A 14,317-nucleotide genomic window follows, 5' to 3' on the forward strand; every position below is an offset into this window, starting at 1 on the left:
CTAATACCTCACGTCCTGGCTGCTGCGGCGCCGCACCACCGTGACCTCATCGCGCTGATTGCCGGTCGGTCCCAGGTAGTTGAACGCGAACGCATGCTGGCCGTAGCCGCCGGCCAAGTGGCTTGGCTTGACCCGGATGCGGGTCAACGAGTTGTGGGTGCCGCCGCGCTTGTTGTTGGTCTCGGCGCGCGGGGTGTCAACGGTGCGTTCCTGGACGTGGTAGACGAAGACGACGCCGTCCGGCATCCGCTGGCTGACGATGGCGCGTCCGACGAACACGCCGTTGACGTTGACCGCTTCGATCCAATCGTTGTCCTTGACACCGATTTTCGCGGCGTCGCCTGGACTCATCCACATGGTGGGACCGCCCCGCGACAGCGACAGCATGTAGAGGTTGTCCTGGTAGGTGGAGTGAAACGACCACTTCGAGTGCGGGGTCAGATACCGCACGGTGATCCCGATCCCGTCGCCGGTCTCGCCGAGTTCGGGGGCATCGAACAGCCGAGCCATGTCCAGCGGCGGGCGGTAGACGGGCAGATGTTCGCCGAGCTCTTCGATCCAGTCGTGGGCGGCGTAGAAGTGCATCCGGCCGGTCAAGGTGTGGAACGGCTTGAGGCATTCGATGTTGATCGTGAACGGGGCGTAGCGCCGTCCGCCGGTTTCGCTGCCGGACCACTCCGGGCTGGTCACCACCGGCACCGGACGAGCCTGGGTGTCGGCGTAGGTGATCCGCTTCTCCTCGCTGCCCTCCGACAGGTGCGCCAGTCGCCGGCCGGTGCGTTTCTCCAGTTCCCGGAAACCCTCCGTCGCGATCCGGCCGTTGGTGGTACCCGACAGCGCCAGCACGGTGTCGGCCATCCGGGTCGCGGTGGTCAGCGCGGGACGCCCGGCGCCGGCGCCGGATTTCATCACCCCGAACTTGGCGGCCAACTCCTCGACCTCTTCATGCGGAAACACGGTGTAGCCCTTGGTCGTCATCCCCAAGGTGTCCACCAGCGGGCCCAGTGACTGCCACTGGTCGGCGATGGCGGTGTAGTCACGTTGCACCACAGTCACTTTGGGCATGGTCTGGCCGGGAATCGGAGTCTCGCCGTTCCGCAGCCAGTCCCGCTCGATGCCGTCGGGGTAGGCCATCGCGTCCGCGGTGTCGTGCTGCATCGCGGTCAGCACGACGTCGTTGCGCACGCCGAGGTGCTTCACCGCCAGCGCACTGAACGTCCGGGCGATCGTGCCGAAGGCGTCAAAGTCGCTGCGCGTCTCCCAGGGCGGGTCGATCGCCGCGCTGAAGGAGTGCACGTAGGGGTGCATGTCGGTCGAGGACAGATCGGCCTTCTCGTACCAGGTGGCCGCCGGGAGCACGACGTCGGACATCAGCGTGGTCGAGGTCATCCGGAAGTCGATCGACATGAGCAGATCGAGCTTGCCTTCGGGGATGTCACGGTCCCAGCGCACATCGGCCGGCTTCACCCCGCCGGCGGGTGGGGCGCCCATCACGCTGGCGTCGGTGCCCAGCAGGTGCTTGAGGAAGTACTCCCCGCCCTTGCCCGAGGCGCCGATGAGGTTGGCCCGCCACACCGTCAGCACGCGCGGCCAGTTCACCGGGTTGTCCGGGTCGGTGACCGAGAGCTTCAGGTCGCCGGCGGCGAGTTGCTCGGCGACGTACTCCCCCGCTTCCCGGCCGGCGGTGTCGGCGTCATCGGCCACATCCAGGCTGGACCGATCGAACTGCGGGTAAAACGGGCTCCAGCCCATCGCGGTGGCCGAGGCCAGAATGTCCATGGTGTGCCGGCCGTCGAATCGGCCGCGCCCCAGCGGAGTGGTCAGCTTCTCCGCGCCGTAGGCGTCATAGCGCCACTGGTCGGTATGGGCGTACCAGTAGGAGGTGCCCGGCACCTGGCGTGGCGGGCGCGACCAGTCGCTGCCCGCGGCCATCGTCTGCCATCCGGTCAGCGGGCGCACCTTCTCCTGGCCGACGTAGTGCGCCCAGCCGCCGCCGTTGCGTCCCATCGAGCCGGTGAGCATCAGCAGCGCCAGCACCGCCCGATAGGTGGCGTCGCCGTGGAACCACTGACAGATACCACTGCCCATGATGATCATCGACCGGCCGCCGGATTCTTCTGCGTTGCGAGCGAATTCGCGCGCAATCCGGATGGCCTGCGAGGCCGAGACCCCGGTGATCGGCTCCTGCCACGCCGGGGTGTTGACGACGGTGTCGTCGTCGTAGCCGGTCGGCCAATCGCCGGGCAGCCAGGGCCGGCGAACCGAGTAGTTGGCCAGCATCAGGTCGAACACCGTGCAGACCAGATGCTCGCCGACTCGGCGCACCGGCACCCCGCGCTGCACGACGGTGCCGTGGCCGGTCACGGTGTCGAAGCCGGGCAGCGATACCAGCGCGGCGGGCTGATCGCCGTTGAGGAATTTCGGATCCCGGACGGTCAGCGCCGGGCGCAGGTCGCCCAGGTCCAGGTTCCACTTGCCCATGCCGTCGTCGCCCCAGCGGAAGCCCAGCGAGCCGTGTGGCACCACAACACTGTCGGTGGCCTCGTCGAGCAGGGCCGGCTTGAACGCGGCGTTCTCGACCTGCTGACCCAGGTCGGCGGCGGTCAGGTTCTTTCCGGGGACCAGCCTGCCGTCACGTTCCTCCAGCTTGATCAGGAACGGCAGGTCGGTGTAGCGGCGCACGTAGTCGGTGAAGAACGGCACCTCCTGCTTGACGTAGCACTCGGTGAGGATGACGTGGCCCATCGCCATCGCCAGGGCGCCGTCGGTGCCGGCCGCGCACGGCATCCACTCGTCGGCGAACTTGGTGTTGTCGGCGTAGTCGGGGCTGACGGTGACCACCTTGGTGCCGCGGTAGCGGACCTCGGCCATCCAGTGCGCGTCGGGCGTGCGGGTGATCGGCACATTGGATCCCCACATCATCAGGTAGGCGGCATCCCACCAGTCGCCGGATTCCGGGACGTCGGTCTGATCGCCGAACACCTGGGGTGAGGCCACCGGCAGGTCGGCGTACCAGTCGTAGAAGGAGGTCATCACCCCGCCGAGCATCTGGATGAAGCGGGAACCGGCGGCGAACGAGACCATCGACATCGCCGGGATCGGGGAGAACCCCGCGACGCGGTCGGGGCCGTAGGTCTTGATGGTGTGCACGTGGGCGGCGGCGATCATCTCGGTGGCTTCGGCCCAGGTCACCCGGACCAACCCGCCCATGCCGCGGGCCTGTTGATACCGCCGGCGCCGCTCGGGATCGGCTTGGATGTCCGCCCAGGCCAGCACCGGGTCGCCCAGGCGCGCCTTGGCCTCCCGGAACATCTCGACCAGCACGCCGCGCGCGTAGGGGTATCGCACGCGGGTCGGCGAGTAGGAGTACCAGGAGAACGAGGCGCCGCGCGGGCAGCCGCGGGGCTCGTATTCGGGCCGGTCTGGCCCCACCGAGGGATAGTCGGTGGCTTGGTTCTCCCAGGTGATGATGCCGTCCTTGACGAAGATCTTCCAGGAGCACGACCCGGTGCAGTTGACCCCGTGGGTGGATCGCACCACCTTGTCGTGACTCCAGCGGTCGCGGTAGAAGACGTCGGCATCACGCCCGCCCCTGCGGGTGACGGTGCGCAGGTCTGCCGACACCTGACCGGCGGTGAAGAACCGGCCGCTGCGTTCCAGCAGTTCCTCGAGAGGTCCACCGATGCCGGCGGTGGGCCGTGCTGCCCGTGTCATCTCCCGAGTCTCCTTCGCGTAGCCGCGCTCCGACGGATTTTCGTGCAGACCGGAGCCGCCGCCGCACACCATTTCAGGCCCGAAATACCAGCGTAGCGGGATATATCGTTAAACGAGCCAATCGGACAGCGAGATTTAACACACCCTTTTCAGCCGAGTGCCCGAGCCAGGTCCGGCAACCAGGCACGATCCGCAGGCACCCAGTCAACGTCGTCCAGTTGCACAGCAGTCACCCAGCGAAGGGCCTGATGGTCATGGGCGCGGGGCTCGCCACTCGTCAGGCTGACCAGGTACGCACGCAGGGTCATCGCCGGATTCAGCACCACATCGACGCCCAGGCGCTCCCCCACCGCGATGGCGCCGGCATCCAGACCTAACTCTTCGACGAGTTCTCGGACCAACGCGGCGGATTCGCTCTCACCGGGCATGACCTTGCCGCCGGGCAGTTCCCAAAGGCCGGCCAGCTCCGGCGGGCGGCGCCGCTGCGCGATCAACACCGCGCGCCCGGCCGCAGATGGCGCGAGGACGGCTCCGGCGACGACGATCTGGGGTGACATGGCGTGTGACGCTATACCGTCCTACCGTCGGGTATGGCTTTGTTGACTGACGATGAGGTGAACACGGCGCTGGCCGGCCTCGACGGCTGGGAGCACGCCGACGGGGCGCTGCGGCGCTCGGTCAAGTTCGATTCATTTCTGGCCGGGATCGACGCGGTGCGCCGGGTCGCCGACAGCGCCGAAGCGGCCGATCACCACCCCGATATCGATATCCGCTGGAGAACCGTGACCTTCGTGCTGGTGACGCACTCCGAAGGCGGCATCACCGACAAGGATGTGGCGATGGCGGGCGAGATCAACCGGATTCTCGCGACGTGACCGGTGTGGTCGCCATCCAGCCCAAGGTGATCAGCGCGCCGACGATGTAGACCAGGCCGGCCCATGCCAGATACCAGGGCCGGCCGTCCTGCCAGATCGTCGGCTGGAAGAAGCTCAACAGCCACGGCACCCCGATCAGGGTGAGTGCCAGCCACCCCCAGCCCAGGATGCGGGCCCCCGGGCGATCCGACCAGGGCCCGTAGAACAGCCAGATCATCAGCGGCAGCAGCCACACCCAGTGATGGGTCCACGAGATCGGCGACGCCAGCAGCCCGAACAGCTCGACCACCAGCAGCGACCCCAGCGGATCGAATCCTGCGGACGTACCGTTGAGCGCCCGCCACGCGAGCACGGCCAGCACCGCGGTGACACCGATCGCGATCAGCACCGGCGGGCTGTATCCGGCGTCGTGTCCGAGGATGCGGGAGATTCCGCCCCGCCAAGACTGGTTGAACGACGTTCCGATCGGACCTACCCGATGGGCGTCGCCGAGCAGCTCGGTGAAATAGCGGCGGGCCTGATCGCCGGTGACCCACACCGACACCGCGATGGTCCCGGCGAAGACGACGGCCGAGAACACTGCGGCGGCCCAGCGCCGGGCCCCCGCCAGATAGACGCCGGCGATCGCCGGGGTCAGCTTCAGACCGGTGGCCAGGCCGACCAACAGCCCTGACACCCACCACCTTTGGCTGTAGACCGCATAGAGCACCGCCAGCACCAGGATCACATTGATCTGGCCGTAGTCGAAGGTGCTGCGCAACGGCTCGGTCCAGATCCCGGCCGCCGTCCACAACATCGCGGACCGGCGGTTCAGCGAGGCTCGACGAAGGAGAGGTGCCGCGCCGAGGAGTCGCTGGCACAGCCGCACCGCGCCATACACCGCGGCCATCGTGCCGATCTGCCACACGAGTGCGACTAGCCCGAACGGCAGGAAATGCAGCGGGTAGAACACCACCGCCGCAAATGGCGGATAGGTGAACGGCAGCGGGAAATCGGGGGTCTGGTCTGCGTAGACGTAGTCATACAGCGCGCCGGGCTGAGCCAGCGCGGCGGCGCCGCTGATGTAGACGTGCAGGTCGACGAAGTTGGCGCCGTGCGGAGTGAGATAAGTCCAGGCGAGTCGCGCCGCGATGCTGATCGCCAGCAGCCATGGAGCCCACGCAGTCAGGCGATTCGTCAGCGAACGCGCGGGCGGGGTGGGGAGGGTGGTGTCTACCGCCACGACTTTAGCGAACGGCCGCCAGGTCACTGTCGCGGTTCGGGTCCGTAACGGTTCCATAAATCACACACGTGTCACTTGAGCCTCACCAGTAACAGGCTAGCTTCGGATTTCGTAGAACACCGCCGACGATTGGGGAAGTCATGTCGCGCCTGAAGACGCTGTTCGCCACGCCGCATTTCACGGCGCAGCGTGCCACCGCCGCCAAGGTGGCCATCGCAGCCGGATCGTCGGCCGTGCTGGTCTTCGGCGCCGTCGGCGGGGTCGCCATGGCGGACCCGGCCGTGCCGTCGCTGCCCCTGCCCACCGCCGGATTTCCCGGCCTGCCCGCAATCGAGCAGTTGAGCCCGGTGATCCAGCAGGCGGCTGCCGACCCCGCCGGGGCGACCTCGCTGCTGATGGCCGCGGCCGCCGCATTCACCGGAAACTCCAACGCGCCCGCTGATGCCCGGCAGGTGGCCGATTCGGTGGCACAGTTCATCCAGTCTCCGCCCGAGGGACTGCCGAGCAACCATGTGCCGACCGCCGGTTCGGAACCCGGACTGGTGGCCCACCTGCCCAGCGGCGTCGACCCCGCCAAGTCGGTGGGTCCGGTGTCACAGGCTGCGCCGAGTGCGCCCGAAGCGCTGCCCGCACCCGCCGAAGCCCTCCCCGACGCGGTCCAGGCAGTGCCCGAAGCCGCCTTCATCGCCCCGGAGGCCGACGCGGCGTCGGCGGCCACTCCCGGCTTCGGCCCGGACGCCCCGCCCACCCAGGACTTCATGTACCCCTCTATCGGCCAGAACTGCCAGGACGACGGCGGCAACGTGATCGCCACGGCCCTGTCGGTGGCCGGCCCGGCCACGATCCCGACTCCGGGCCCCAAGGCCGGTCAGACCGCCTATGTGTTCACCGCGATGGGGACCCCCGGCCCGGCCGAGACGCAGAAGCTGCCGCTGAACGTCACGTGGGTGAACCTGACCACCGGCAAGTCCGGCAGCGCCACCCTTCAGCCGCGCACCGACATCAACCCCGAGGGGCCGACGACGCTCACCGCGATCGTCGACACCGGCTCGGGCAGCATCATGTCGACGATCTTCGGTCAGGTCAGCACCAAGGACCACCAGTGCAACTTCTTGCCCACCATCGGCTCGACGGTGGTGCCCTGACCAGTCGATTTCGCGGCCACCAGGCCGAGCGGCTGTCAGGATGTGGCTATGACCCTCCCGCGCATGTCGACGGCTTGGTTGATCGGTGTGGTTGCGATGCTGCTGACCATCAGCGGCTGCGCCGGGGAACGAATGCCGGCGGAACGGGCGCCGTCCGGTGCCGTCGCTGACTCCGTGCCGGCGCCGATGGGTCCGCCGAATCAGCCGGTGCAGCGGGACGAGCAACGCGACATTGTGACCACCGGCAGCCTCACTGTCGCCGTGAGCGACGTCGGCGCAGCGGTCGACCGACTCATCGACCTGACCACCGAGCTCGGCGGCCGCATCGACGACCGTACAGAGCGCACGGCGCCGGATCGCTCCCGCATCGCCCAACTGACCGTGCGCATCCCGTCGGCAGAGGTCGATGAATTCGTTGACGACGCAAAGCAACTGGGAGACGTCTCATCGATCGCGTTGCGGCACGACGACGTCACCGGTCAGCGCGTCGACCTTGATGCGCGAGTGGTTGCGTTGCAGGCATCGGTGGATCGCTTGACCACGCTGATGAAGGCCGCCTCCAGCACCTCCGACCTGCTGGAAGCCGAGGGGGAGCTGACGTCACGCCAGGCCGACCTCGACAGCCTGCGGGCGCAGCGCGCCCAGCTCGGCGATCAGATCAGTTACGCGACGCTCGCCGTTTCGCTGGCCGCCGAGTTCGAGTCGCCCAGCCCCGGATTCGTCGCGTCGGTTCGCCACGGCTGGCATACCCTGCTGTCGTTCACCCAGAGCCTGATCTCAGTCGTGGGCTTCCTGTTGCCCTGGCTGCCGGTGATCCTGGTGATTGCGGGCGCCGGGGTGGCCCTGCGGCGCAGGGCCCGACGCCGGCGTCAGTAGGCCATGAACAAGATGGCGTCCCGGTCGTAGTTCATGCCGGGATGTGCATCTGCGAGGTGCTTCTGGGTCAGCTCGACCAGATCGTCTTCGTCCTTGCCGACAATGGCCTCGCCACACGGACAGTTCAGGTGAGTTTTCACGTCGCCGCCTTTCCCTTGTTCTCCCGGCCGGTCTTCGCAGCCAATTTCTGGGCCTTCTTCGTGGAACGCACCTGCTGCAACGACGACGCATCCACCACGTCGGCGATCGACAGATGTGTTCCGGGTTCACCGTATGCCCCCGCAGCCTCCCGCCATCCCGACGGGGTTACGCCGTACTGCTTTCCGAGCAGGGCCAGAAAGATCCGGGCCTTCTGCTCGCCGTAGCCGGGCAGGGCCTTGAGGCGCTTCAACACCTCGGCGCCATCGGGATCACCCACCGTCCACAACGCGGTCACGTCACCGCCGTACTGGTCGACCACCGCTTTGGCCAGGGCCTGGACCCGGCCCGCCATAGATCCCGGAAACCGGTGGACCGCAGGCTTTTCCGCGAACAACGCGGCGAATTCTTCCGGATCGCGCGCCGCGATGTCGTGCGGATCCAACCCGCCCATGCGCTCGGTGAGCTTCTTCGGGCCGACGAATGCGACCTCCATCGGGATTTGCTGATCAAGCAGCATCCCGACCAGCAGCGCAAACGGGTCTTTGGAGAGGAGGTCGTCAGCCTCAGCGTCTTGAGTGAGGCAGAGTCTCGGAGTCACTGGCCACCTCTCGACTGAAGCGGACGGTCCAACGTCCGCGTTACACCGACTCAGGAGAGCGTAACCACAATGGAACGCTGGCCGTCCACAGCCGTCCAACTCCCGGCGGTCACTGCAGCGTGGCGGGGCAGGCCGGGTGTTGCGCAATGTCGCAATCGGCCAGGTCCAGGTTCCGGTAGGTTGCGCCAGGTGGATTAGATCGCTCGAGGAGGGCACTGGTGCGAAGGACTCTCGCGGCTCTGGGCCTAGTGCTGTCTGTTGCGGGTTGCAGCGACAACAGCGCCTCGGAGTCAGGCGGAACCACGACTCCTTCGACCGCCACATCAGCGATCGCCGCCCCTAGTCAGCGCCTCTTGTCCGAGAAGGAACTCAGTGCGGCGCTCCTGAGCCTGCAGGACGTTCCCCCGGGCTATAGCCAAGATCCGCCGTCGGAGCCGGACCCCTCGAAGACGTTTTGCGACTATGCGCCGCCATTCCAAGAGAAGATCCGGGTGAAGCGCGAGTTCACCAAGGGCGGTGGGCTTTCCGCCGAATTCCTCGGTGTCGGATTTCGCCAATACGCCGATGCGGGCCAGGCCAAGGCAACGTTCGAAGCTCTGAGCAATGCGCTCGCATCCTGCACTGGCGAAACCTACGACGGAAGACATGTCAGTTACGCGCTGATGTCTGCGCCCAAGCTCGGCGCCGGCTCGGTCGGGGTCAAAATCTCGTCCGACGACGGCCCGGACCTGCTTCAGTTCTTCGCACTCGTTGGACCTGTTCTGGTCAATACCGGAGGTGGCGGGTTGATGAACGCCAATGCCGACGAAGTCATAGGCCTGTTCAAGGCCCAAGTCGGCAAGTACGAGGCCGCGGCAGAGTAAACACCACCAACCGAGCCGGCGATCCCGATCCGTCAGAACCACCAGGAGTCCACCTCCGCCGACCAAAGCGTTCCGGTGGTCTGTGTCGGTGGAGTGTGCAACCGTGTAGCCACATCACCAATGGACGCATTCAGGAGAAGGACCATGAGACGTGCAGCGGCAGTGCTGATTGCGGCGGCGGCTTCCGCCGTTGCCTTGGCCGCACCGGCCGGTGCGATACCGGATCAGGGCACCCCCGAGTTCGACACCTACATGCAGGGCCTGGAACGCAATGGGTTCAATTTGAATCCGGATACCGCCTGGCGCGTCGCCCATCAGGCGTGTGAAGGCGGTCTTCCCGGCTTCATCGGTTGGGAACTGATGGCGCAGGGGGTCGTCGGCCCGGGCGCGGACCAGCGGCTGATGGATGTGGCCCGGAAGTACGCCTGCCCGGTGCAGTAGCTATCCGCTCTTGCGGCGGAATTCCCGTCGGCTCTCCGCCGGCCCGTGCGACCGTGACTGCTTGGCTCCGCCGTCTTTGTGATCGGCCCCGCCCGCCGCCTTCGCGTTCTTACGCTCCAGCGCCTCCCGGAACTTGCGCTTGTTCTCGTCTGCGGCGGACTCTGGTTCGGGCATACCCGGAGCCTAGCTCAGCGCAGGACGTACCGGGGGCAGATGCTCAGCGCACGCCCGGCGGCAGGCCGTACAGGTGATGAATCGGCAGCGTCAGCAGCACACGGCGGTCCGTCACCATGGCCTGGCGGTAGTCGTCCCAGTCCGGATGCTCCCCGGCAATGTTGCGATACAAGGTAATCAGCGCCTCGACAGTGTCGTCGTCGGGCGCGGCGGCCGGCGGCGTCAGCTGGGCATCCCCCTCGGCGACGGCGTAGGCCCAGCCGTCGTCGGAATCCACCAGCAGCGACGCCCTGGGGTCACGGCGCAGGTTGCGGGTCTTGGCACGCGGTTCGGTGACCGATATCTGCACCACCAGAGATCGAGGGTCGAAGTAGTACTGCACATTCGACAGCTGGGGGCGCCCGTCCTTCTTGATGGTGGCCAACACGCCCAGCGAATTCCCGCTGATCAAAGCCAGCAACTTGTCGTCGAACACCTGGCGTCCCATGATCGAAGCCTACCGACGTGAGCGGCTGTTGCCAGCGTTCTTTCACCGATTGGAGGGGCCTTCTCCATGACCCGTTATGCACTGTTCCTGCGCGGCGTGAACGTCGGCGGAGTCAATCTCAAGATGGCCGAGGTCGCCGCCACGTTGACCGCCGCTGGATTCAGCGAGGTCCGTACGCTGCTGGCCACCGGCAACGTGCTGGTGGACTCACCCGCCGACGCCGCGGCGGTGCGTGCCAGCGCCGAGGCGGCCTTGCGGGAGCGCTTCGGATATCCGGCCTGGGTGCTGGTCTACGACATCGATACGCTGCGCGACATCGTGGCGGCGTATCCCTTCGAACCCGAGGTCCCAGGTCTGCAGTCCTACGTCACGTTCGTGGCCGACGACGCGGCGCTGACCGAACTGGCCGAGCTCGCAGCCGATGCCGACGAGAAGATCGCCGTCGGTGAAGGGGTGATCTACTGGCAGCTCCCCAAGGGCGACACCCTGACGAGCGCGGTGGGAAAGACGATGGGCAACAAGCGGTACAAGTCCGCCACCACCACCCGCAACCTGCGCACGCTGAGCAAGGTGCTGCAAGCCGACGCGCACCGGTAAGGTCGCGGGCGTGAGCAAGGCAGAAAAAGTTGCCCTGACCGGGGTTTCCGAGACCGCGCTACTGACGCTGAACGCACGGGCGAACGAGGCCCGCCGGCCCGACCGGATCATCGACGACCCGACTGCGGTGGCGCTGGCGGACTCGATCGACTTCGACTTCGCGAAGTTCGGCACCACCCGCCAGGACATTGCCGTACGCGCCCTGGCCTTCGACACCGAGGCCCTGCGCTTTCTGCGGCGGCACCCGACGGGCACCGTGGTCGCCTTGGCCGAGGGTTTGCAGACCAGTTTCTGGCGCCTGAGCGAGGCCGTCGAGGACCCGCAATTCCGTTGGCTCACCGTGGATCTGCCTCCGATCATCGAGATCCGCGAGCGGCTGCTCCCCGCTGAGGCGCGGGTGTCGGTATGCGCCCAATCCGCGTTGGACTACAGCTGGATGGACCAGGTCGATCCGGGCAACGGCGTGTTCATCAGCGCAGAGGGCCTGCTGATGTATCTGGAGCCCGAGCAGTCGCTCGGCCTGATCGCCGAATGCGCCCGCCGCTTTCCGGGCGGCCGGATGATCTTCGACCTTCCACCGGCCGGGGTCGGCTGGCTGGTCCGCCACGGCGTTCCGACCTCGCTGCGTTACCGCGCGCCGGCGATGCCGTTCACGCTGTCGGCGGCGCAGATCGCCAAGCTGGTGGACACCGTGCCGGGCGTCCGGGCCGTCCATGACCTGCAGCTGCCGCGAGGCCGCGGGCTGCTGTTCAACACGCTGCTGCCGGCCGCATACCGGTTGCGGGCGCTGGCCAATGTGCGCCCGTCGCTGACCCTGCTGGAATTCGGCTAGGAGACATTGCTCTCGAAGGCCGCGTCGAGGTAGCGCAGGGCATCGGCCTTGCCCAGCCCCACCGCGCGGGCCGCGGCGGCGAATGCGGCCGCCGCCCGGGCCATGGCCGCATCGGCGGGGTCACGGCTGGCCACGAAGGTGCCGAAGCGGCCCCGAGTTTCGACGACGCCGCCGGCCTCCAGTTCGCGGTACGCGCGCGCGACCGTGTTGACCGCCAGACCCAGTTGACTCGCCAGCTCGCGCACCGTCGGCAGCCGGGTGCCGGCGGGCAGTGATCCGGCCCGGACCGCCTCGATCAGCGCGACTCTGATCTGCTCGAACAGCGGCCCGTCGGCATGCACGTCGGTTTTCAGCAGGTCGGAGAAGTCCATGCGGCCAGTATCCCGCTATGTTGGTGACGTGCGGGTGGTGGTGTTCAGTGGCGCAGGTATCTCAGCGGAGAGCGGGATACCTACATTCCGCGACGACGAGAAGGGCCTCTGGTCCCAATACGACCCCTACGAGGTGTCCAGCATCGACGGCTGGAATCGGCAGCCAGAGCTGGTCTGGGGCTGGTATGTCTGGCGCTGCCAGCTGGCCCGCCGTTATGAGCCCAACCTGGGCCACACCGCGATCGCGGACTGGGAACAGCACGCCGAGGTCCAGGTCATCACCCAGAACGTCGACAATCTGCACGAGCGCGGCGGCAGCTCCACGGTGCACCATCTGCACGGGCGGATGTTCACCTTCCGCTGCTCGGACTGCAGTCAACCGCACGACACGCAGCTGCCGGAGCTGGCGGAGCCGGTTCTCGAGATCATGCCGCCGCAGTGCGAGTGTGGCGGCTTGATCCGCCCGGACGTGGTGTGGTTCGGCGAAGATCTGCCCGACGGGCCGTGGAACGCATCAGTGGAAGCCGTCGAGGCTGCCGACGCGATGATCGTGGTCGGCACGTCCGGGGTGGTCTATCCGGCGGCCAGCCTGCCCGAGCGGGCGCTGGAGCTTGGCAAGCCCGTCATCCAGGTGAATCCCGAGCCCACACCACTGTCGGAGCGGGCCACCGTGTTCCTGCGTACTACCGCCTCGGCAGCCCTTCCGGGGATGGCGCAGCGCCTGCCGTTCCTGCTGCGCTGACTCTAGGCCGGGCGGCTGGCCGAGCCCAGCGCGAATTCCGAGACCGGCAACGGCACCCAGGCCGGGAACTGCTGCCCACGCCGCGCCCTGTCGACGACGAAGCCGGCAGCGGTGATCATCTGTTCGGTCTCGCGGTGGGTGTGGCAGTTACCGAACAGGCGGGGCCAGAAGGTGGCGTCGGCCAGCCGTTGGAGTCCACCGCGCACGCCGGGGCTGGCGACATGCTCGAAGTAGCGCAGCTCGCCGCCGGGCTTCAGCAATGAGAACAGCTGACGCAGCACCGCCTCGGGGCGCTCGACCGAACACAAGACCAGCGAGCACACAATCGCATCGAAGGGCTCCGCGGGGTCCAAGGCCTCGACGGTGCTGGCCACCACCGTGATCGGCACCGGCGCCGCCGCCGCGGCAACTTCGGCGGCCTCCCGCAGTTGTGACTCTGGTTCGGCTGCCACCACCGCGGTCACGGTGTCGGGGTAGAAGGCGAAGTTGCTTCCGGTGCCGGCGCCGACCTCCAGCACGCGGCCCGACAATCCCGCCAGGTTTTCGCGGCGACGGTCGCGCAACCAGTCGGTCTCGTGGCTGGACATGAAGGTCCAGATCCGGGCGAACAGCGGGTTGTCGAGCGTGTCCGGAGCGGTCATGGGAGCCACCCTAGCCGCGATCGCGAGACCGGCGGAGCCGGGCGAAGCGGGTCGCGGCCATCAAGCCCCGCCGCGATCGCGAGACCGGCGGAGCCGGGTGAAGCGGGTCGCGGCCATCAAGCCCCGCCGCGATCGCGAGACCGGCGGAGCCGGGTGAAGCGGGTCGCGGCCCTACCCTCGGCAGCAGTGGCCTCAAGGGAACGATCTTGTTAACGCTACCGGTCAGTAATATTGCCATCATTTCCCGAAACGTAACTCAATGATTCCTTAATAGTGACCCATACGCTCAGGGTTATGTGGATCGACGACTCCAGTGCCGACGTCATCAAGGTCGACTTCGAGGCTCTCTACCACGGCGATTTCCTCGTCGAGGGCGACACCTCCGAGCAGTTCGACGGCTTGCACGCACTGCTGGCCAGCTGATTGATCGGCGCCGCGAGAGCGGCGTCGTTCACGGTCGCGCTATTGCGTGGCGACGGCCGCCCCGTCCGAGCGGGCCGCCAATTTTGAGTCATCCCATTTCTCTTACATTCAGGATCGGCCCCGCGCTGCGGTGACTACACCCGTGCGCCTGGCCGCCGCCCAGCCATCCCCGGTG

18 protein-coding genes are annotated in these 14,317 nt (G+C 67.3%); 9 read left to right on the forward strand and 9 right to left on the reverse strand.

The features are described 5' to 3' along the window. The gene (locus tag AWC18_RS16220) at positions 1–3,714 is read right to left on the reverse strand and encodes a nitrate reductase subunit alpha (RefSeq protein ID WP_085139457.1); all 3,714 of its coding nucleotides are present in this window, start codon (positions 3,712–3,714) and stop codon (positions 1–3) included. A 149-nt stretch (positions 3,715–3,863) separates the two neighbouring features. Beyond that, positions 3,864–4,271 (reverse strand): (deoxy)nucleoside triphosphate pyrophosphohydrolase, encoded by a 408-nt coding sequence (locus tag AWC18_RS16225; RefSeq protein ID WP_064998938.1) that lies wholly within the window; start codon positions 4,269–4,271, stop codon positions 3,864–3,866. Positions 4,272–4,304: 33 nt separating this feature from the next. Here AWC18_RS16225 and AWC18_RS16230 point away from each other — a divergent pair, with 33 nt between their 5' ends. Beyond that, positions 4,305–4,589, forward strand: coding sequence for a 4a-hydroxytetrahydrobiopterin dehydratase (locus tag AWC18_RS16230; protein ID WP_085139388.1), 285 nt, complete (start codon positions 4,305–4,307; stop codon positions 4,587–4,589). Here AWC18_RS16230 and AWC18_RS16235 read toward each other — a convergent pair. Then, positions 4,567–5,868, reverse strand: coding sequence for a mannosyltransferase (locus tag AWC18_RS16235; RefSeq protein ID WP_064998936.1), 1,302 nt, complete (start codon positions 5,866–5,868; stop codon positions 4,567–4,569). The genes AWC18_RS16230 and AWC18_RS16235 overlap by 23 nt on opposite strands. A gap of 83 nt (positions 5,869–5,951) precedes the next feature. Here AWC18_RS16235 and AWC18_RS16240 point away from each other — a divergent pair, with 83 nt between their 5' ends. Further along, positions 5,952–6,956 carry an Rv1157c family protein gene (locus tag AWC18_RS16240; RefSeq protein ID WP_109470434.1) on the forward strand — a complete coding sequence of 335 codons (1,005 nt, stop codon included), beginning with the start codon at positions 5,952–5,954 and terminating at the stop codon, positions 6,954–6,956. Positions 6,957–7,019: 63 nt separating this feature from the next. Further along, positions 7,020–7,832 (forward strand): DUF4349 domain-containing protein, encoded by an 813-nt coding sequence (locus AWC18_RS16245; protein ID WP_165758018.1) that lies wholly within the window; start codon positions 7,020–7,022, stop codon positions 7,830–7,832. On the opposite strand, the gene AWC18_RS16250 is transcribed toward AWC18_RS16245, so the two are convergent. Beyond that, positions 7,826–7,972, reverse strand: coding sequence for a DUF1059 domain-containing protein (locus tag AWC18_RS16250; protein WP_064998935.1), 147 nt, complete (start codon positions 7,970–7,972; stop codon positions 7,826–7,828). The two genes, AWC18_RS16245 and AWC18_RS16250, sit on opposite strands and share 7 nt — an antisense overlap. Further along, a complete protein-coding gene (locus AWC18_RS16255; protein WP_064998934.1) occupies positions 7,969–8,571 on the reverse strand; it encodes an HhH-GPD-type base excision DNA repair protein in 603 nt (200 codons plus the stop codon). Before AWC18_RS16255 ends, AWC18_RS16250 begins: the two co-directional genes overlap by 4 nt. A 353-nt stretch (positions 8,572–8,924) precedes the next feature. Here AWC18_RS16255 and AWC18_RS16260 point away from each other — a divergent pair, with 353 nt between their 5' ends. Beyond that, positions 8,925–9,434, forward strand: coding sequence for a hypothetical protein (locus tag AWC18_RS16260; protein ID WP_234784529.1), 510 nt, complete (start codon positions 8,925–8,927; stop codon positions 9,432–9,434). A gap of 144 nt (positions 9,435–9,578) precedes the next feature. Next, positions 9,579–9,875, forward strand: coding sequence for a DUF732 domain-containing protein (locus AWC18_RS16265; protein WP_064998932.1), 297 nt, complete (start codon positions 9,579–9,581; stop codon positions 9,873–9,875). Here the strand turns inward: AWC18_RS16265 and AWC18_RS21215 are convergent, their stop codons facing one another. Together AWC18_RS21215 and AWC18_RS16270 are read right to left on the reverse strand one after the other, a co-directional pair. Next, positions 9,876–10,049, reverse strand: coding sequence for a DUF5302 domain-containing protein (locus AWC18_RS21215; RefSeq protein WP_109470433.1), 174 nt, complete (start codon positions 10,047–10,049; stop codon positions 9,876–9,878). It lies immediately after the preceding gene. Positions 10,050–10,092: 43 nt separating this feature from the next. Further along, complete coding sequence (locus tag AWC18_RS16270) at positions 10,093–10,536, reverse strand: PPOX class F420-dependent oxidoreductase (RefSeq protein ID WP_064998931.1); 444 nt, start codon at positions 10,534–10,536, stop codon at positions 10,093–10,095. A gap of 66 nt (positions 10,537–10,602) precedes the next feature. Between AWC18_RS16270 and AWC18_RS16275 the strand changes: the two genes are divergently transcribed. Then, positions 10,603–11,133: a DUF1697 domain-containing protein gene (locus AWC18_RS16275; RefSeq protein ID WP_064998930.1), complete on the forward strand. Its 531-nt coding sequence runs from the start codon at positions 10,603–10,605 to the stop codon at positions 11,131–11,133. Positions 11,134–11,143: 10 nt separating this feature from the next. Further along, positions 11,144–11,965 (forward strand): class I SAM-dependent methyltransferase, encoded by an 822-nt coding sequence (locus AWC18_RS16280; RefSeq protein WP_085139390.1) that lies wholly within the window; start codon positions 11,144–11,146, stop codon positions 11,963–11,965. On the opposite strand, the gene AWC18_RS16285 is transcribed toward AWC18_RS16280, so the two are convergent. After that, positions 11,962–12,336 carry an Rv1152 family transcriptional regulator gene (locus AWC18_RS16285; protein WP_085139391.1) on the reverse strand — a complete coding sequence of 125 codons (375 nt, stop codon included), beginning with the start codon at positions 12,334–12,336 and terminating at the stop codon, positions 11,962–11,964. The two genes, AWC18_RS16280 and AWC18_RS16285, sit on opposite strands and share 4 nt — an antisense overlap. Positions 12,337–12,364: 28 nt before the next feature. On the opposite strand from AWC18_RS16285, the gene AWC18_RS16290 reads away from it, so the two are divergent. Then, on the forward strand, positions 12,365–13,078 hold the full coding sequence (locus tag AWC18_RS16290) for an SIR2 family NAD-dependent protein deacylase (protein ID WP_064998927.1): 714 nt from the start codon (positions 12,365–12,367) through the stop codon (positions 13,076–13,078). A gap of 2 nt (positions 13,079–13,080) precedes the next feature. Here AWC18_RS16290 and AWC18_RS16295 read toward each other — a convergent pair whose 3' ends face one another. After that, the gene (locus tag AWC18_RS16295) at positions 13,081–13,719 is read right to left on the reverse strand and encodes a class I SAM-dependent methyltransferase (protein ID WP_064998926.1); all 639 of its coding nucleotides are present in this window, start codon (positions 13,717–13,719) and stop codon (positions 13,081–13,083) included. Positions 13,720–14,013: 294 nt separating this feature from the next. Here AWC18_RS16295 and AWC18_RS22240 point away from each other — a divergent pair, with 294 nt between their 5' ends. Next, positions 14,014–14,142, forward strand: coding sequence for a hypothetical protein (locus tag AWC18_RS22240; RefSeq protein ID WP_109470432.1), 129 nt, complete (start codon positions 14,014–14,016; stop codon positions 14,140–14,142). Positions 14,143–14,317: the final 175 nt, after the last annotated feature.

This window comes from Mycolicibacter nonchromogenicus (assembly GCF_002101775.1).
In the GTDB taxonomy this organism is placed as follows: Bacteria; Actinomycetota; Actinomycetes; order Mycobacteriales; family Mycobacteriaceae; genus Mycobacterium; species Mycobacterium nonchromogenicum.